Source organism: Synechococcus elongatus PCC 11801, from assembly GCF_003846445.2.
Classification (GTDB): Bacteria; Cyanobacteriota; Cyanobacteriia; order Synechococcales; family Synechococcaceae; genus Synechococcus; species Synechococcus elongatus_A.
In genome coordinates this window covers 1,337,369-1,353,858 of sequence record NZ_CP030139.2, presented here as the reverse complement: position 1 = coordinate 1,353,858, position 16,490 = coordinate 1,337,369, and the positions used below count along the sequence as shown (strand labels likewise).

The window sequence follows — 16,490 nt, the reverse complement described above, 5'->3', positions numbered from 1 at the left end:
CTAGGCGTGATCAAAATCACAGCGGTGACTGATCTGGCTCACGGCGATCGCAAAGCCGACGCCCGACAGTAAGGTCAGTCGCCCGGAAGTCCCTTAAATGAAAGCCTCTGTAACCCCTGACTCGCGCATCACTCACTGGCTCAGCCAAGCTGCTGCGATCGCTCTCACAACAACTTTTGGGGTTTTGAATGGAGCCGCGATCGCCACCGCTTCAACCCCTTGGACCACTCAACAAGCCCAGGTATTTGCGACTGACTACACCGCAGCTTTTCAAGCCAGCCAAGGCTACCGCCCCAGTGCCACGTTGGTACAAGACACTCTTAATTGCATCCAGCAAGCCTACGATCGGCAGATTCTAAAGGGTCGAACCAGCAATGAGTCGCTAGACTATGCCACTGAGCAATGTCATCGCTATCTGCGCTATCTCGGCACGGATTTTGCCGGTGAAAGCGATCGCGCGGCTGACTAAGTCGATTTCATTTCAGGCTAGTGATGTCCTGCAAGTCTTCTGAGAAGACCAACAGTTGCCTGAGGCTAAAGGCAGCCTACTCTAGTCCTGCTCACGACCCTTGAAGATTGAGGTTTTGCTTCTAGCCATGGGTGCAGCACTGTATATCGTTCTTGAGCGTGACCTACCCACAGGCTACGCCGCGATGGATGGCAAAGCCCTTGCTCGCCATGCCGATCGCCTTGCAGAACTGGCGCAACAAGCAGGTGTACCGGACCTGATGACGTTCTGCAGCTTCGATGCGGATGATGACCTGTTTGAAGAGTTTGATATCGAGCCAGAACCGACGGTTTGGCATCCTGCCTCGGCGGGGCTGACAACGATTCGGGCGCTCCTGACTGCGATCGCTGCTGCTGGTCTAGAACCCGAACAAGCGCAGTGGGTCCAAGAGGATTTACAGGTCGCGCAAATCATTCTGGAGCAGGCGGAGCAACTCGGGATCCAATGGTATTTAGCCGTTGATTTTTAGGCTTTTTGGTTACGGCGCACTTGCCGAGGCCCTTGCTCAAAGCGTCGTTGTAACTGTTTCAAGCCCCAAGCGATCGCGGCGGCACCAAACCCCAAGCTAGCTAAGAGGATGACGGCGATCGCAGAAACACCAGCCACCGCCAAGATCGGAGCCAGCGTCCAACTGAGCGCTGCGATCGCGATCGCAGCGGTTTGTCCTTGTTTCGATCGTCGCCAAGCGGCGGCACAACTGCGACAGTGTAGCGTGTGGCTTTGATAGCGCTCTAGCAGTTCAGGAATGGAGAGACTCGTCGGGAGCGGTTCGTTTGGGAAAGGAACCCCAGCGTAGCGATCGACCCAGCGATGCAGCGCCAGCACAAAGCGATCGGCGGGTGTAGGGAGATAACACTGGCGGCTGTAGGTCGCGCTGCCGCCCTGCTGCTGAATTCGTCGTTCTTGGTGATGCAGAAAGATTTGGTCTTCTTCCAGCACCGTATTTTGCCCCAAATGCTGAAACCAAGTCGGCGTGATCCGCAGGAAAAAGCGAGGGATGGCGGACTTGAAGCGGAACGGGAAGCGCGCAAAAATCCGACATGCACCGGCGCGAATCGGCGTGGCATAAACCACGGTCATGGCTCGCCCGAGGCTGTCAGCTTCTAGGTCATGCCACATCAAGCTCGGCGCAATGAAAGTGGTGGATTGGGTACCGAGTTTGCCGCGTCGCGGTCCCTCGGGCCAAATGCCTTGAAAGCCATGGCGATCGCTCGCCACAATTTTCAGATCAGTCATCGGCCCGGCATTGGCGCGATTCCCAACGGAGCCATGGTGCGTAAAGGGTAGGTGGCTGGGATCGAGGACGTTTTCTAGCAGCGTCAACGCATCGTAGGGCAAGTCCCGAAAGGTATCGATGCAAACCCAGTTCTGATCTGTTCCCCACGGCTCGACCAAGGGCAACGGCACGCGATCGGCTCGTTCTGCGCTACCCGCATAGACAAACAGCAGTCCTTGAGCGGTTGCGGTCGGTAGCGTTTTGGCACAAGCGCGATCGCTGGTGTGGGCTTGCCCAGTCGTTGCTTGCTGGGGAATAACGGCGCAGTCTCCTGTCCCCGTAAAGGCCCAGCCATGATACGGACATTCCAGCCGGCCCTCGGCATCCAAGCGTCCTTCCGACAGGCGCACTTGTCGATGGGGGCAGGCATCCTCGAAAGCCCGCCATTGCTCAGCTGTCCGATCCCACCAGATCACCAGCTCGCGCCCCAACAACGTGAACGCTGTAGGGCGATCGCGATCCAGATCCCGTAGGTAATGGACGGGATACCAGGCTTCAGCCCAATCAAAGCGATCGCTGGCAGGCCCACCGGCGGGTAAGACCTGAGCATCGGCTAAACGCACGTCAGCAGTCATAGCGATCGCGGATCCGCTTATTGTTAAAACTTGTAACGGATCCTAGCAACTAAGCTCAGGCAGTTGTGGATAGCCAGCTAGTTGCAGCCAAACACCGTCAGGCTGTAGTCACTGCCGATTGCCCGTTCGCCCCCAACCACAACATTGACTTGATAGGGCGATTCGTAGGGACGACTGAACAGTTGAATATCGAAGGGAATACCTTGGGGCAGCTCGATCGATTGGTCGAATAATTTATCAGTGTTGCTTTCGTCGTACTTCAGATAAGCCCGAATGGTGTAGAGCTCCTGTCCGGCTGAGTCGCGGGTGCCTGAACCGACGGTTTTGGAGGTCAAGCTGACTAAAAACTGGCTGTAGCGACTGTCGGGCGGCACAAAAAAGTCGGTGTTCCAATTGTCGCGCACAAAGAAGACCGTATTGGGCGAAACTCGCTTGCTGACAATCGAACCCTCGCTGCCCACTGCTTTGAGCGGTACACATTGGGGTGCTGTTTGGGCGATCGCTAGCGACGGCCAGCCGAAACACAGCACGCCAGCAAGGGGGGCAAGGCGGGAGAACAAAGCCATAGCCAGAGTGAAGCAAGCGTCGCTATGAGGATACAGCACCTCCGCAACCCTGCTGCTGATGGCATACTGCTGGACGATTCTGATTCTGCGATCGCGATCTGATGTCTAAGCAGTTTGCTCCTCCTCGATCGGGCTGGCGATCGCACCGTCTGTGGCAGATCATTTTGTTTCTGCAAGTGATTAGCTGCCTTGCTTTGGCCTATCGCTACCAAGCCCTGCAAAAGGCGATCGCAACCCAACAGCAACAGATCCAATGTCTCGAAGCACGATCGCTCGATACCCGCGCCGATCTCAGTCTTTGCCGCCGCTAGGTTTTCTGGATTTGCTTAAGAGCTTCTCCGACGCGATGACAATAGGTAAACGTTGGTAGAAAATCAAAGCGCTCAACAATCAACCGATCTTCAACAAAAGCATTGAATAAGAGATCTAGCTCAGCGTTGTTGGTATCGTCCCAAATCATCAGAGATCCATGTTTAGCCAAGCTGTGACAGTTCATGAAATCAGTCGTTGCTGCTTGGTAATTGTGAGAGCCATCAATATGGAGGAGATCAAAATAGACTGCTGGATGTTCCAGCCGAAAGAGAGGGACAGTTGTGTTAGAGTCCCCCGGGATTAAGTCAATCCGATTGGCAAAGCGATCGGCTAAGACAGCAAAGCATCCTTCAGTGTAGCGATGCTCACAAATATCAAATGCCAGCAGCTTAGAGTCAGGATTCGCTAGCAGCATTAACGCTGCACTGTGGCCAGCGTTGAAGCCAATTTCTAGTATTTCTTGAGCTTCTGTGGCTGCGGAAAATAAGTTTATTCGCTTGTTTTCTAGCAGTACAGATGCTTTAAGGCTGAGGTGGTAGTAAAAACAATTACCTTCTAAAGGCTCGCCAGATTCAACAACTACATGATCAAGCGCTTTGAAGAGTTTTTCTTCCTCAGTGATAACAGTTCGATAGCGATTGATTGTTTGAGAGTCTAAGGATTGCTGTTCTGCTTTTGCTGCTTGTTTGCGATCGCACCAGAGCATGAGCTGGTGGGCAGCATCATAGTCTGGGATTTGCTTGATCAGGAACTGAGCAAAGTTCCTGCAAGCCTCAAGACCAAAGTCAGGACTTTGACTTAAGACTTGCAGAATTTGATCTAAGTCGAGACTGTCAGACACTAGTAGGACCGATTAAGAGCGGGGGAGAACATCCGCCAGAATGCTCAGCAAGCGATCGACATTCTCGCGGCGGCTGTTGTAGCCCATCAGGCCAATCCGCCAGACCTTGCCAGCCAATTCGCCGAGGCCACCACCCATTTCAATGCCGTGCTCATCCAGCAGTTGACGGCTGACGGCTTTGCCATCGACGCCCTCAGGTATCCGCACCGTGGTCAGGGTCGGTAGCCGATTTTCGACCGGAACGTGACAGGTCAGGCCCAGATCTTCCAAGCCTGCCCAGAGATATTCAGCGTTGTCGCGGTGACGCTTCCAGACTGTTTCGATACCTTCATCGGCAATCAGACGCAGCGCCTCACGGATGCCGAAGTTCATGTTCACCGGCGCGGTGTGGTGGTAAACGCGATCGCTGCCCCAGTACTGGTTGAGCAACGACATATCCAAATACCAGTTGGCAACTTTGCCCTTGCGGCGCGCCAGTTTTTCTTCAGCGCGAGGCCCCATGGTGAACGGCGACACGCCTGGCGGACAGCTCAGCCCTTTTTGACTGCAGCTGTAGGCCAGATCAACGCCCCATTCATCCAGCAGGGTCGGCACAGCGCCCAAGCTGGTAACAGTGTCGATCAGTAAGAGGCAGTCAAACTCGCGGCAGAGATCGCCAACGCCAGCCAGCGGTTGCTCAGCACCCGTTGAGGTCTCGGCATGAACGAGAGCAAGGATTTGTGGCCGGTGCTCTTCCAAGGCTTGCCGCAGTTCCACCAAGCTAAAGACATCACCCCAAGGCTTGTGAATGGTGCGAACATCAGCTCCGTAGCGACCCGCCATATCAACGAGGCGGTTGCCAAAATAGCCCATCACGCCGACCAGGACGACATCGCCCGGTTCAACGCTGTTAGCGATCGTGGCTTCCATGGCAGCACTGCCGGTGCCGCTGACCGGAATGGTCAGGCGGTTATCGGTTTGCCAGATGTAGCGCAGCAATTCCTGCACTTCGGTCATCAACTCAAGAAATTTGGGGTCAAGGTGACCGATGGGAGGCCGACTGATCGCTTCGAGGACTGCCGGATGGGCATTCGAAGGGCCAGGCCCGAGCAGCAAACGCTCCGGTAAGTCCAGCGGCTGGAGACGGACGCGGTGTTTTTCGCTAACGCTCGGAAGAGTGACGGTCATCGGGCAACCCTGCGGCAGATGAGAGAAATGCTTAGAGTCATTAAAGCTTGTTACAGGGTCACTACTGCACTGCGTCGTTGAACTGTTGCGCAGTGAAATAGTTGCCGCAAAAGTCATTCAGGGCTGCAATGAAATCTGCTGTCGATTCGTAGGGCAGGACGTTGCGCCCCTTCAAAATCTGGCCTTGATTGCAGGGCATCACCTCAGCGTAGGCCTGCAGGCGATCGCGGGCATCTTCAGTGCGGCCATCACGGCTGATGCTACTTGCACCCTCACCAAAGAGTAGGAGCGTTGGCTGAGGAATTTTGGCAAGGCGATCGCCCCAACCCTGTTGCCAGTTGCGACTCAGGAAGGCATAGACCGCATGACGTGAGGCTTGTTTGCGGCTGCCTTCCGCCAAAAGCTGCATCCATTCACGATCGATCTGCTCTGCTTGGGCAAACAGTTGCCGCCGCGAGAAGCGCCGTAGGAAAAAGGGCGATCGCGCGTATTGAAAAAAGAGCCAGCCCAAGGGCGAGCAAAATAAACGCCAGAGCCGCCGCTGCTGCTTGGCAGTTTGTTTCCGCTCAATGACGCGCCAAGCCGGTGGCCCCGAGAATACCAAGCCCTGTACCCAGTCTGGAGCGGTTTCAACAAGGGCAACTGCGGCGGGCATCAAAGCACCTTGGGCAACCACGATCGAGGGCTGCTGAATTTCGACGCGGAGGAGATGTGAGAGCTGGGCTGCCCAATCTTGGGGACTGTAGGGACGCCGTGCCATGTCGCTATCGCCGCAGCCTAGGAGATCGGGGACAACGAGCGGGCGATCGCTTTGAGCGCACCAAGCCAAACAGAAGCGCTGCCAAAAACGCCGCCATAAGCCGACGCCAACCGGATGAATCAGTAACAGTGGTGTTTGACCGGTCGTCAAATCGCCCCAGATTTCATAGCTGTAGCGATCGCCGCTGGGCAACTGTCCATAACGAACTTGAGGCGTGATAGCAGTCGTGGTCATCAATCCGCTCTAACGCTAGCAGGGCAAGCGATCGCCTGCCCTGCTAGTTTCTATCAATCCGTTCTAACGCCGTGGCTTAGATGTCTTGCTCAGCCAAGTTGCGGCTGAGGTGGTCGAAGGGAACATCGACAAAACTCGCCGAAGCGATGCCGGCTTGTTCAACCAGTTCCCGCACGCGATCGCGCAAAATCGTGATGCCGCGAACCGTCGGGCCGCTAGGAACACCCAAAGAGGTATAGGTTTCCCGCAAACCTTGGAGGACGCGCTCATCAAGGACTTCAGTGTTGCCCGCTACGAGTGCATAGGTGGCATAGCGGAGGTAGTAGTCGAGGTCGCGCAGGCAAGCCGAGTAGCGACGGGTGGTGTAAGCATTGCCACCGGGACGCAGCAGTTCGGGGACTTCTTCAAACAATTGAGCACTGGCTTGACGCACAAGGTCAGCAGCATTGGCGTTAATGATTTCTGCTGCTCGCACGCGGGCGTTGCCTTCGGCAAAATAAGCCCGGAGACTATCGACCGCATTGCGATCTAAATACTTACCAGCTAAGTCGTAGCCGGCAATCAGACTGCTAACCGCATCCCGCATGAATTGCGCTCCCGAGTGCTGACAAAACGATTCTGATGTCGCTCGAATCGAGCCAGGGAATTTCAGAAAAAAGCCTATCACGCAGCCTTTACAGGGCCACTACTCAGGCCGGTGCAGGCCGCTTGCCTGCAAGATTTCGTTACCAAACTTCACAGATTGGCACTTTCCAAGCCGGATCTGATCAGGGCCATTTTTTGTGTAACAGCGGTTACAAAAGTGCCTTGGTGGGCTACCTAGGATGTGGGTGGTCAGCAACATTGATTGCCAGTTCCCGGTTGTGATCAGGCTGCGATCGCAAGAACGCCGTTGCCACGGTTTGGCATTGAGCCTTTCCAACCCTAGGGTCTGCTTCGCTGAGCCGTACTATCCAGAGCCTTGACAAGGAGTTGTCGCTCATGCCTGAGACCGCTCAAGAGGTCCTTCAACTGATCCAAGAGAAGGGGATCCAGCTTGTCGATTTGAAGTTTATCGACATGCCGGGAATTTGGCAGCACTTGACGCTGCACGTTAGCCAAATCGATGAAAACAGCTTTGTCGAGGGCGTGCCCTTCGACGGCTCCAGTATTCGTGGCTGGAAAGCGATCAACGAGTCGGACATGGCGATGGTGCCCGATCCGACCACGGCCTGGATCGATCCGTTTATGAAAGAGCCGACGCTCAGCATGATTTGTACGATCATCGAGCCTCGGACAGGCGAATTGTACGAGCGCTGCCCGCGCGCGATTGCTCAAAAAGCGGTGGACTACCTCAAAGCCAGCAACATCGGTGACACGGCTTACTTTGGTCCTGAAGCAGAATTCTTCATCTTCGACGACGTCCGCTTCGACCAAGCAGAAAACAAGAGCTACTACTACGTCGATTCGATCGAAGGCCGATGGAACTCGGGCCGCGAAGAAGAAGGCGGCAACCTCGGCTACAAACCTCGCTACAAAGAGGGCTACTTCCCGGTTGCTCCGACCGACACCAGCCAAGACATGCGTAGCGAAATGCTGCTGACTATGGCTGAGTGCGGCGTGCCGATCGAAAAACACCACCACGAAGTGGCGACCGGCGGTCAGTGCGAGCTGGGCTTCCGCTTTGGCAAGTTGATCGAAGCTGCTGACTGGCTGATGACCTACAAATACGTGATTAAAAACGTCGGTCGTCGCTACGGCAAAACGATCACCTTCATGCCCAAACCGCTGTTCAACGACAACGGCTCTGGCATGCACACCCACCAGTCGATCTGGAACGAGGGTCAGCCCCTGTTCGCAGGTGACCAATACGCTGGCCTAAGCCAAATGGCGCTCTGGTACATTGGCGGTATCCTCAAGCACGCTCCAGCACTGTTAGCCTTCACCAACCCAACCACCAACTCCTACAAGCGCCTCGTACCTGGCTTTGAAGCGCCGGTCAACTTGGCCTACTCCCAAGGCAACCGCTCGGCTTCCGTGCGGATTCCGCTCTCGGGCACCAACCCGAAAGCGAAGCGCTTGGAATTCCGTTGCCCTGATGCAACTTCGAACCCCTACTTGGCGTTTGCAGCCATGCTCTGCGCCGGTATCGACGGGATCAAGAATCAAATCGATCCGGGTGAGCCGCTGGATGTCGACATCTACGACCTCAGCCCTGAAGAGCTGGCTAAAATCCCCAGCACTCCGGGTTCACTAAAAGATGCACTCAAAGCGCTGGAAGCCGATCATGACTTCCTGACTGTGGGCGGTGTCTTTACGGAAGACTTCATCCAAAACTGGATTGAGTACAAGCTCGATAACGAAGTCATCCCCATCAGCCTGCGTCCGCACCCCTACGAATTCGCGCTCTACTACGACTGCTAATTCGTTGATTGGCGCGATCGCGCTTTAGCCTGATGACAGTAAGGGCTGTTCCTTGGGGAATGGCCCTTCTTCATGGGTAGCAATCGAACCAATCCTTATCCCAACAGAGGGATTAGGAAATCAACAGAGTTTCAGACCAGCGATCGCAGAATTTTCGCTACCCCGTCACAGAGAGGGACTCGCCTTCTACAATCGTTAGCAACTCTTTTCGGCTGTCTCTATGTTCCGCGCCTGCCTCTGCTTGCTTTTGCTGCTTGGGTTACTTTTTCCCCGTCCTGCAGCGGCGGCAGAAGTGCTGAGTGTGCGCCAAGGGGGATTGCTTCGGATTGGCGATAGCAATCGTAGTTACACCGTGCAGATCGACTGTGTGCAACCGATTGCGGGTCAAGAAGTCGCGCTGCGCGATCGCCTACAGGCTTTGCTTCCTCGTCGCACGCGCGTGAACCTACGCCCCAATGGTTTAGATCAGGAAGGCCGCGTGGTTGCTACCGTTTATCGGTTGCCAGATGGCCTGAATGTGGGTGAGCAATTACAACAGGAACAGCTAGCTACCCTATCAGACCAGTGTGCAAGTGCCACGGTTAGCCAACGCTAGGAGTTGAACAACAAAAACGATGGCTAAGAATACCTACGCTCGCATTATTACGGGCGTACCACTTCTGGTTGGCACGATCGCATTTACCGCAGGAGGTATTGCAGCTCTACGATCGGAAGCTACATCTTCAGAAGTGGGGGCGATCGGCTTGATTATTGCTGGGTTGTTAGCGATCGCCACAATAGGAGTCTGGCGTCAGTCAGATGACTCAGCTGCGGATTGAAGCCAGCAGGTAGTGCTTATAGAGCCTCGTGTTCTATTTCGTTGTTTCCCCTATTAAGGGTTGCTCTATCTAGCATCTAAAGTTAGCTAGTGTAGTTGGGCTTTGGAAGAAGAGTTGAGGATGTGAATGACTTGCTCTGCATATCGACGGACATAGGCTTTTTCAGAAGTCAAAGCTGCGATCGCTGCAGCGTGCATTCGCTTTGGATCGAGTCGGATTGCCATCGACAGTTGATCGATAAATTGCTCTGAGAATCGTCCATCAATGAGACGTTGGATAACGGCATCGATCATCTGGTCACAGTTTTCGCGTGCCGGAGGGTGGTTTTTGAAGTGTCTGCATAGTTTGGCTCGCGCACGATTGTGCCATAGTCCAAAGCTTTCATGAGCGACGAAAAGAGTCGCCTTCGCTATTGCATCACTATTGCCGGCCTTGACTTCTTCAATCAGTTGATAAAGGTCAATTTTTGTCAGCTTGCTGAGCCATAAGTTATTTCTTGAGGCTTGCATCATCAAAGTGCATTCAGAATGGTACTGACATTGCTCACTAACCAGTGCTGTGGCTCCGCAATCTCTGTAGTTAAATCTTGTGATGACTCTAAGCACTTAGCAATACAGTTAATGGTATGTATTTTTACCTATAACTCAAGTGATGTGGATGCCTGCTCACTACAGCACTATGCTTCATAAATTGAAAACATCACAAAGAAATATAAATTGTATTCAATGTTTCTTGCATTCTAAAGGCGACCTCACTAGTTTAGGATTGTCTGTTTTTAAAAATTTCATTTAAATTGTGTCTGAATCTACAATCGAGCCTCAAAAATCTAAGAGTGTCCTAACACCCCGGCTACCTTCCTCACTAGATCGGCGAACCTTTTTTCGTTATGCACGGATTGCTCTTGGTGTAGGTCTTATCTCATTAGCTGCTTATGTGCTTTGGTTGAGAAATAGTAGTGTTTCGAGTCGAGTTGGCTATATCAATGGCACAGTCATTAATCTATACGCCCCTATTCCTGGAATTGCTCAACTCGATCCTTTAGAGCCAGGTCAAGCCTTACAAAAGGGGCAAGTGCTCGGTGCCATTACCAACGATCGCAATCCACAATTAGAGACTGATCGCCAAAATTTAGTCACTCGACTGGCGCAAGCAGAGGCAGAACGTACCGCCCTTGATATGCAAATTGCTAGCCGCGAAGCAGTGCGGTCGCAACTTCTCAGCAAAGCCAGCAGTCAGCAACAACTCGAAGAACAATTTTTTCAGCAAGGGTCTGAACGCACTCGTAATGAACTGCGTCAAGCACAAGAGAGCCTAGCCTTCGCCAAAATTGAAGCCGATCGCTATCAAAGTCTGGTCGAAAGCGGTGCTGTTTCCCAACAACTTGCAGACGCCGCAATTTCACGAGCACGGGAGGCGCAAGCTGTTGTAGCAGCCAAACAAAATGAGTTACAGCGTCAACAAACAGCTTTAGCAGCCATGCGTCAAGGGTTGCAGTTAGACGCTGCAAGGACACTCAGTATTCCTGAAATACGACGTCTGGATCTTGAAAGCGAACTGGTTGACCTCACCCTCAAACGTCAGACGGTGAGTGCAACAATCCAAGAGATTCAGCAAGAAATTAAGAATCTTCAGCAGCAGCTAGAACTCCAGAAGAAAGCATTGATTAAAGCCCCGATTGAGGGGGTTGTTTGGTCGATTACCAATCGTACGGGTCTTCTGGGTATCCCACTGACTGCAGGTGATCCACTCTTAGAAATGGTGACTTGTGCAGATACGTGGGTAACAGCGCTAGTTTCAGAACGCGATCGTGGACGGCTCCGAATCGGCCAACAGGCAGAGATTCAATTACTTGATGGCACCAATACCAATATTTCTGGCAGGATTCGCTCCATTCGGGGTGGCCCCGGCAAAGTAACAGCAGGAACCGATGTTGCGGTTCCTCCACCTGATCTTGTCCGGAATGAAGTAGAAGTCCAAGTCAGTCTTTTAGAAAAACCTTCTGTACTGGCTGCTGGTAACTTCTGTGGCATTGGCCAAAGTGCCACTGTGAATTTCTTGCCTTAATGCTTCATGCCTATTGCTGCTCTAATCAGGGTGTCTCATGCAATTAAAACGGCTCCAGAAACTGGCTCCGGAAAGTACATTTTTGCTATTGGCGCTTTTGGCACTTCTGATTGTTCTGCTATTGCAAGCAGATTGGCAGAACTGGCTTGCGAATCTCATTGGCCTTTGGTATGCGGGACAAGCCGAGTTCAAGCCAGAAGGAACAACACTCGAAAACCTGCTTTATCCAGCGTTTGTTTGGCTAGGGATTACCTTCCTACTCAAAGAACTCTCCCCCAAACCCACCTTCTGGCCTCGGCTGATTACGAGTGTTGGTATTGCCATCCTCGGAATTCGCTATGAGCTTTGGCGCTTCTTTGGCAGCCTGAATCTTGATGATCCACTCAATGGAACACTGTCAGTTCTGCTCTTCTTCGCTGAATTATTGACTGTCATTAATACGATCGCATTTTTTCTCCACACAATATTTAGCCTCGATCGCTCACAAGAGGCCGATATCCTTAGCCAGGCTGTCATTAGCCAAGCCTATCAACCTAGTGTTGACGTGATTCTACCGACCTATAACGAAGGGGTTGATATTCTGCGGCGATCGGTCATTGCCTGTCAGGCAATGGACTATGCCAACAAAAAAGTCTTTCTCCTTGATGACACTCGTCGTCCGGAAGTCCGTGCCCTCGCTGTAGAGCTCGGTTGTGGCTATTTCGATCGCCCGGACAACAAACATGCCAAGGCTGGCAATATTAACCATGCACTTCCTTCCTTATCCGGAGAACTGTTGGTTGTCTTTGATGCTGATTTTGTCCCTAGCAAAAACTTCCTCATTCGGACCGTTGGCTTCTTTCAGGACCCCAAGACAGGGTTGCTACAGACTCCCCAGCACTTTTTTAACGAAGATCCAATTTCAATCAATTTGGGCTTAGAAGGAGTCCTTAACAACGAGCAGACTTTATTTTTTCGGTTTATCCAGCCTAGTCGAGACTACTTTAATTCGGTTGTCTGCTGCGGTACCTGTTTTGTGATCCGACGATCGGCACTGGATGAGATTGGAGGGATCCCAACTGAGAGTATTACGGAAGACTACTTCACCTCCATTAAGCTGCAAACCCATGGCTATCGAGTCAAGTATCTGAATGAAGCACTAGCAGCAGGTCTAGCACCAGAAACGATTAGTGCTTATATCAATCAACGTCTGCGCTGGGGACAAGGAACACTTCAGTCTTTATTTACAGATTCTAACTTTCTCAAAGTTCCCGGTTTGAAGTGGCAAGAGCGACTATCTCAGTCCCTCAGTATTATCTATTGGTTCTTATCGATCCCCAGAATGATCTTTCTTATCATTCCTCTTGCCTTTCTCCTGTTTGGCTTAGCTCCCTTGCGAGCCACAGTCAATGAGATCCTCTATTTCTTCCTACCGTACTATGTGGCGAATATTATGGCTTTCTCTTGGCTGACGGAAGGACGGAGATCGGCATTTTGGTCTGATGTCTATGAAACAATTATTTGTGTGCCGATGTCGATTACGATTCTGCGAACTTTAATCAGCCCAACGGGGAAGCCCTTTAAGGTGACACCAAAAGGGGATACAAACTCTGATGGAATCACCATCAACTGGGCACTGATTACGCCACTATTAACCGTTATGCTTCTCTCAGTAGTTGGAATTCTGCTACGAAGCTCAAGGTTGCAAGAAACTAATGTTAATCCTGACAGTTTGGCGATCAACCTTGTTTGGGCTGTTTATAACCTCTCGCTCTTATTGATTTGCATTTTGGTTGCGATTGATGTGCCCCAACGTCGCCATACTCGCTTTCTCCGCGCAGAACCCTGTGAGTTATGTTTAGGTGCAGTTGTTTTTTCTGGTGTGACTGAAGATCTTTCAGAAGAGGGTGGGCGAATCTTGCTCACACGTTTTGAGGGCTTGGTAAATGAAGAAAGTGAAGCACCTCAAACAACTTTGGAAGGGCTATTTCGCTTGCGATCGCCCAGTCCACTGGCTGATATGCCAATTCATGCAGAAGTCCGCTGGCACGATCGCCGAGCCTTAGCTGCTTTGCGCTATGAAGCTGCAGTAACGGAAGTGGAGGTGCGCCTCTATTTCTCGAATCTCACCCTTCCTGAGCAACGCCGTTTGATTCCTTATCTCTACTGCCAGCTTGGGCAATGGCAAGACTTACAAGTCCCTGAATTTAAGACAGCTTGGGCGATGCTAAGCTCTGTGTTTCGGCTGCATCCACTTGCTAATAGTCGTTGAAATTAGTGCTTAAGAGACAATGGGTGCATTTTTCTGGATCGGTAATAATGCAACCCTAAGTTTCTAGAGAGCTTACTGAGCCGTGCTAAGCAGAGGCTCTTGCCAAAACTTGGTTTGTGCAGAGCCGTCTAAGCTGGTCGGCTGGTTCAACTCTGTCAGCCAGCCTAGGGATTCATCGCTCCAATCCGGCGCGATCGCCTGTTGTCCGGAATAGCCGAGATAACCCATGTAGCTGTTCATCAACATGTAGACCGCGACCAAGGCTGCGGCTGCTGAAGAGACGAGAAACCCTGCCAACATCAGTGAGAATTCACGGCGATCGATCGCTTGCCGCATCAGCTGCAAGGCCCACATTACAAGGGCAATGACAATCAGCAGGATCAAGAACATTCGGCCACAGGGGGCAAAGGGGCTGGGTTCGCTGTTAACTATTGTAAAGTTTTTCCCAGATTTGGGCCCTTTTCTGGCTTTTTCTTAAGGTCTTGTGGGGATTTGAACTGATCGCAGGTGATCCTTAATTTCAGCAATGGTGAGCTGGCCGTAGTGCAGCAGCGAGGCTAGGAGTGCGGCTTCAGCATGGCCGGTCCGAAAGGCTTCAGCGATGTCTTTACAAGTACCCGCACCACCAGAGGCAATCACAGGAATTTCAACGCGATCAGCGATCGCACGGGTCAATTCCAAGTCATAGCCTGCCTGAGTACCGTCGGCATCCATGCTGGTGACGAGCAGTTCCCCTGCACCGTTACGAGCGACGGTCTCCGCCCAAGTCAGGGCATCAATTCCAGTGTTTTCACGACCCCCCCGCACATAGACATCCCAGCCCGGATTGTTGGGGTCTGTGCGACGGCGGGCATCGATCGCCACCACAATGCATTGACTGCCGAAGCGATCGCTGGCGCGACGGATGAGATCGGGGTCCCGCACAGCGGCAGAGTTGATGCTGACCTTGTCGGCACCAGCCCGTAACAGTTGCCGGATCGTCTCTAGGTCATTGATGCCGCCACCCACCGTTAAGGGGATAAAGACCTGTTCAGCCGTGCGATAGACGACATCCACCAGAATTTGGCGTTCCTCGTGAGTCGCGGCGATGTCGAGAAAGACCAGCTCGTCTGCGCCAGCCGCATCGTAGGCCTGCGCTAGTTCGACCGGATCGCCAGCATCGCGCAAATCGACAAAGTTGACCCCTTTGACAACACGCCCCGCTTTGACATCGAGGCAGGGCAAAATGCGCTTGGCAAGCATGGGGTCCGACTACAGGAGCAACTTCTTTCCACTCTACGGTTTGTGCTTGCGACTGCGATCGCTCGGCTGTGGGTCGATGACGAGCGGGGAGTCCTCACAACCAGCCGTGTCGGGGGAAACAGGCTGATAGACTGAAAAGCGGCCTATGTACAGACGACTCAACCATGGAGATTGGACAAAAAGTTCGGGTTCGCCGCATCCGCGATCGCGTGCCTGCAGAATTGGTGAGCCGTTTGCAGCAATCTCCGGTCGGCGTAATCAAGGCATTCAAAATCGTCGATGGCAAAGGTCTGGGCGTGATCGTTCAGTTTGGCAACGACTTCAGCACTTGGTTCTTTGAAGACGAAGTCCAACTCGAAGCCTAGGGGCTAAGGCGCAAGGTCTGAGCAGACCAGCATGACTCAAATTCTTTCCTTTCTGGGTAAGGGCGGTAGCGGCAGAACGACAGCGGCGATCGCCCTTGCTCGTCAGTCTGCTGCAGGTGGTGCTCGGACTCTAGTGTTGAGTCTAGGCAGCGATCCCTCACCGGATATGCTGCTTGCGCAGGACTTAGCTGCAACCCCAACCGCGATCGCTCCGAATCTAGAAGCCGTGCGAATGCCGGCAACTGCGGCGATCAATCGGGGCTGGGAAGAATTACAAACGCTGGAAGCGCAGTATCTCAAGACGCCGTTTCTGCGCAATATCTACAGCTCAGAGCTGGCCTTACTGCCGGGTTTTGAGCCTCTGCTGTTGCTGACTGAACTGCGGCGTTGGCTGGACCAGGGCTACGACCGAATTTGTCTGGATGGCCTCTCGAGTCCAGAACTGCTCCGCCTTTGGGGTGTGCCTGAAAGTTTGGATTGGTATGTGCGGCGGTTTCGCGGTGCGATCGCCGATTCCGAGTTTGGCCGCAACCTGGGCCCCTTTTTGCCAGCTCTATCTGCCGCTGTCTTTAGCGTTGGCCTGAGCATTGATGATTGGGGCCCGGCAGCCCGACTGTTGGAAACAGCTTTAGAACAGGGGCGATCGCTCTTGGCAGACCCACTTAAAGCGATGGCCATTTTGACGACGCGCAGCGATCGCGTCTCGCAAGCGGTGGCCTTGCAGTGGTGGGGAGCTGCTCAACCAATTGGTTTGCGTGTCGGGGCCGTACTGGCTAGCGAGACTCCTGTGCTGGACGATCTGAAACGAGACTTTGCGCCCTTGCCAGTCTTTGCGCTCAGTTCAGCCGCGGCAGATTCGGTGTTGCCCAGCTTTGATGTGTTGAATCGTGCTCCTGATCCCCTCACCATTGATTTGCAGGCGCGCCAGATTAAGCTTTTCCTGCCTGGCCTAGCGAAAGAGTCTGTCAAACTATCGCAGTCAGGCCCGGAGATTACGATTGAAGCCGGCGATCAGCGGCGCAATCTGCGATTGCCGGTCGCTTTACAGGGACGGGCCGTTGCGTCGGCTCGCTTCCAAGAGCAATCTTTGATCCTGTCCTTTTAGTAA

General features: G+C 53.0%; 19 protein-coding genes. 10 read left to right on the top strand and 9 right to left on the bottom strand.

Going from position 1 to position 16,490, the window contains the following annotated elements; all coding sequences use genetic code 11:
* The first annotated feature begins 97 nt into the window (after positions 1 to 97).
* Both DOP62_RS06465 and DOP62_RS06460 read left to right on the top strand, forming a co-directional pair.
* The gene (locus DOP62_RS06465) at positions 98 to 469 is read left to right on the top strand and encodes a hypothetical protein (protein ID WP_208676292.1); all 372 of its coding nucleotides are present in this window, start codon (positions 98 to 100) and stop codon (positions 467 to 469) included.
* Between the two features lie 100 nt (positions 470 to 569).
* Positions 570 to 977 carry a hypothetical protein gene (locus DOP62_RS06460; RefSeq protein ID WP_261790026.1) on the top strand — a complete coding sequence of 136 codons (408 nt, stop codon included), beginning with the start codon at positions 570 to 572 and terminating at the stop codon, positions 975 to 977.
* Here DOP62_RS06460 and DOP62_RS06455 read toward each other — a convergent pair.
* Together DOP62_RS06455 and DOP62_RS06450 are read right to left on the bottom strand one after the other, a co-directional pair.
* Positions 974 to 2,359 carry an aromatic ring-hydroxylating dioxygenase subunit alpha gene (locus DOP62_RS06455; protein WP_208676294.1) on the bottom strand — a complete coding sequence of 462 codons (1,386 nt, stop codon included), beginning with the start codon at positions 2,357 to 2,359 and terminating at the stop codon, positions 974 to 976. The genes DOP62_RS06460 and DOP62_RS06455 overlap by 4 nt on opposite strands.
* A gap of 77 nt (positions 2,360 to 2,436) precedes the next feature.
* Entirely contained in the window at positions 2,437 to 2,925 is a 489-nt protein-coding gene (locus tag DOP62_RS06450; RefSeq protein ID WP_208676296.1) for a hypothetical protein, read from the bottom strand.
* Positions 2,926 to 3,026: 101 nt separating this feature from the next.
* Here DOP62_RS06450 and DOP62_RS06445 point away from each other — a divergent pair, with 101 nt between their 5' ends.
* Positions 3,027 to 3,236: a hypothetical protein gene (locus tag DOP62_RS06445; RefSeq protein WP_208676298.1), complete on the top strand. Its 210-nt coding sequence runs from the start codon at positions 3,027 to 3,029 to the stop codon at positions 3,234 to 3,236.
* On the opposite strand, the gene DOP62_RS06440 is transcribed toward DOP62_RS06445, so the two are convergent.
* From DOP62_RS06440 to apcB, 4 genes are all read right to left on the bottom strand, one after another.
* Positions 3,233 to 3,943, bottom strand: a complete 711-nt coding sequence (locus tag DOP62_RS06440; protein WP_261790027.1) for a class I SAM-dependent methyltransferase — start codon at positions 3,941 to 3,943, stop codon at positions 3,233 to 3,235. The genes DOP62_RS06445 and DOP62_RS06440 overlap by 4 nt on opposite strands.
* Positions 3,944 to 4,090: 147 nt before the next feature.
* Positions 4,091 to 5,245 carry a pyridoxal-phosphate-dependent aminotransferase family protein gene (locus DOP62_RS06435; RefSeq protein ID WP_208676300.1) on the bottom strand — a complete coding sequence of 385 codons (1,155 nt, stop codon included), beginning with the start codon at positions 5,243 to 5,245 and terminating at the stop codon, positions 4,091 to 4,093.
* Between the two features lie 61 nt (positions 5,246 to 5,306).
* On the bottom strand, positions 5,307 to 6,239 hold the full coding sequence (locus DOP62_RS06430; protein WP_208676302.1) for an alpha/beta fold hydrolase: 933 nt from the start codon (positions 6,237 to 6,239) through the stop codon (positions 5,307 to 5,309).
* Positions 6,240 to 6,315: 76 nt separating this feature from the next.
* The gene (gene apcB, locus DOP62_RS06425; RefSeq protein ID WP_208676304.1) at positions 6,316 to 6,825 is read right to left on the bottom strand and encodes an allophycocyanin subunit beta; all 510 of its coding nucleotides are present in this window, start codon (positions 6,823 to 6,825) and stop codon (positions 6,316 to 6,318) included.
* A gap of 395 nt (positions 6,826 to 7,220) precedes the next feature.
* Here apcB and glnA point away from each other — a divergent pair, with 395 nt between their 5' ends.
* The 3 genes from glnA (at position 7,221) to DOP62_RS06410 (ending at position 9,460) form a co-directional block, all read left to right on the top strand.
* A complete protein-coding gene (gene glnA / locus DOP62_RS06420) occupies positions 7,221 to 8,642 on the top strand; it encodes a type I glutamate--ammonia ligase (protein WP_338431743.1) in 1,422 nt (473 codons plus the stop codon).
* A 220-nt stretch (positions 8,643 to 8,862) separates the two neighbouring features.
* Entirely contained in the window at positions 8,863 to 9,237 is a 375-nt protein-coding gene (locus DOP62_RS06415) for a hypothetical protein (RefSeq protein WP_261790029.1), read from the top strand.
* Between the two features lie 19 nt (positions 9,238 to 9,256).
* A complete protein-coding gene (locus tag DOP62_RS06410) occupies positions 9,257 to 9,460 on the top strand; it encodes a hypothetical protein (protein ID WP_208676306.1) in 204 nt (67 codons plus the stop codon).
* Between the two features lie 86 nt (positions 9,461 to 9,546).
* On the opposite strand, the gene DOP62_RS06405 is transcribed toward DOP62_RS06410, so the two are convergent.
* Positions 9,547 to 9,972: a hypothetical protein gene (locus tag DOP62_RS06405; RefSeq protein WP_208676308.1), complete on the bottom strand. Its 426-nt coding sequence runs from the start codon at positions 9,970 to 9,972 to the stop codon at positions 9,547 to 9,549.
* Between the two features lie 421 nt (positions 9,973 to 10,393).
* Here DOP62_RS06405 and DOP62_RS06400 point away from each other — a divergent pair, with 421 nt between their 5' ends.
* Positions 10,394 to 11,524, top strand: coding sequence for an HlyD family secretion protein (locus DOP62_RS06400; RefSeq protein ID WP_261790030.1), 1,131 nt, complete (start codon positions 10,394 to 10,396; stop codon positions 11,522 to 11,524).
* Between the two features lie 37 nt (positions 11,525 to 11,561).
* Positions 11,562 to 13,775, top strand: coding sequence for a glycosyltransferase family 2 protein (locus DOP62_RS06395; RefSeq protein ID WP_208676310.1), 2,214 nt, complete (start codon positions 11,562 to 11,564; stop codon positions 13,773 to 13,775).
* Positions 13,776 to 13,847: 72 nt separating this feature from the next.
* Here the strand turns inward: DOP62_RS06395 and DOP62_RS06390 are convergent, their stop codons facing one another.
* The gene (locus DOP62_RS06390) at positions 13,848 to 14,165 is read right to left on the bottom strand and encodes a hypothetical protein (protein ID WP_208676312.1); all 318 of its coding nucleotides are present in this window, start codon (positions 14,163 to 14,165) and stop codon (positions 13,848 to 13,850) included.
* Between the two features lie 84 nt (positions 14,166 to 14,249).
* Entirely contained in the window at positions 14,250 to 15,017 is a 768-nt protein-coding gene (gene hisF / locus DOP62_RS06385; RefSeq protein ID WP_208676314.1) for an imidazole glycerol phosphate synthase subunit HisF, read from the bottom strand.
* Positions 15,018 to 15,181: 164 nt separating this feature from the next.
* Between hisF and petP the strand changes: the two genes are divergently transcribed.
* Positions 15,182 to 15,382: a cytochrome b6f subunit PetP gene (petP, locus tag DOP62_RS06380; RefSeq protein ID WP_011244317.1), complete on the top strand. Its 201-nt coding sequence runs from the start codon at positions 15,182 to 15,184 to the stop codon at positions 15,380 to 15,382.
* Positions 15,383 to 15,413: 31 nt separating this feature from the next.
* The gene (locus DOP62_RS06375) at positions 15,414 to 16,487 is read left to right on the top strand and encodes a Get3/ArsA fold putative tail anchor-mediating ATPase NosAFP (RefSeq protein ID WP_208676316.1); all 1,074 of its coding nucleotides are present in this window, start codon (positions 15,414 to 15,416) and stop codon (positions 16,485 to 16,487) included.
* Positions 16,488 to 16,490: the final 3 nt, after the last annotated feature.

Bases quoted from the DNA above. Each gene is read 5' to 3' on its own strand.
- DOP62_RS06465 (WP_208676292.1), top strand. From the start codon at position 98: ATGAAAGCCTCTGTAACCCCTGACTCGCGCATCACTCACTGGCTCAGC.
- DOP62_RS06455 (WP_208676294.1), bottom strand. From the start codon at position 2,359: ATGACTGCTGACGTGCGTTTAGCCGATGCTCAGGTCTTACCCGCCGGT.
- DOP62_RS06450 (WP_208676296.1), bottom strand. From the start codon at position 2,925: ATGGCTTTGTTCTCCCGCCTTGCCCCCCTTGCTGGCGTGCTGTGTTTC.
- DOP62_RS06445 (WP_208676298.1), top strand. From the start codon at position 3,027: ATGTCTAAGCAGTTTGCTCCTCCTCGATCGGGCTGGCGATCGCACCGT.
- DOP62_RS06440 (WP_261790027.1), bottom strand. From the start codon at position 3,943: ATGCTCTGGTGCGATCGCAAACAAGCAGCAAAAGCAGAACAGCAATCC.
- DOP62_RS06435 (WP_208676300.1), bottom strand. From the start codon at position 5,245: ATGACCGTCACTCTTCCGAGCGTTAGCGAAAAACACCGCGTCCGTCTC.
- DOP62_RS06430 (WP_208676302.1), bottom strand. From the start codon at position 6,239: ATGACCACGACTGCTATCACGCCTCAAGTTCGTTATGGACAGTTGCCC.
- apcB (WP_208676304.1), bottom strand. From the start codon at position 6,825: ATGCGGGATGCGGTTAGCAGTCTGATTGCCGGCTACGACTTAGCTGGT.
- glnA (WP_338431743.1), top strand. From the start codon at position 7,221: ATGCCTGAGACCGCTCAAGAGGTCCTTCAACTGATCCAAGAGAAGGGG.
- DOP62_RS06415 (WP_261790029.1), top strand. From the start codon at position 8,863: ATGTTCCGCGCCTGCCTCTGCTTGCTTTTGCTGCTTGGGTTACTTTTT.
- DOP62_RS06410 (WP_208676306.1), top strand. From the start codon at position 9,257: ATGGCTAAGAATACCTACGCTCGCATTATTACGGGCGTACCACTTCTG.
- DOP62_RS06405 (WP_208676308.1), bottom strand. From the start codon at position 9,972: ATGATGCAAGCCTCAAGAAATAACTTATGGCTCAGCAAGCTGACAAAA.
- DOP62_RS06395 (WP_208676310.1), top strand. From the start codon at position 11,562: ATGCAATTAAAACGGCTCCAGAAACTGGCTCCGGAAAGTACATTTTTG.
- DOP62_RS06390 (WP_208676312.1), bottom strand. From the start codon at position 14,165: ATGTTCTTGATCCTGCTGATTGTCATTGCCCTTGTAATGTGGGCCTTG.
- hisF (WP_208676314.1), bottom strand. From the start codon at position 15,017: ATGCTTGCCAAGCGCATTTTGCCCTGCCTCGATGTCAAAGCGGGGCGT.
- petP (WP_011244317.1), top strand. From the start codon at position 15,182: ATGGAGATTGGACAAAAAGTTCGGGTTCGCCGCATCCGCGATCGCGTG.
- DOP62_RS06375 (WP_208676316.1), top strand. From the start codon at position 15,414: ATGACTCAAATTCTTTCCTTTCTGGGTAAGGGCGGTAGCGGCAGAACG.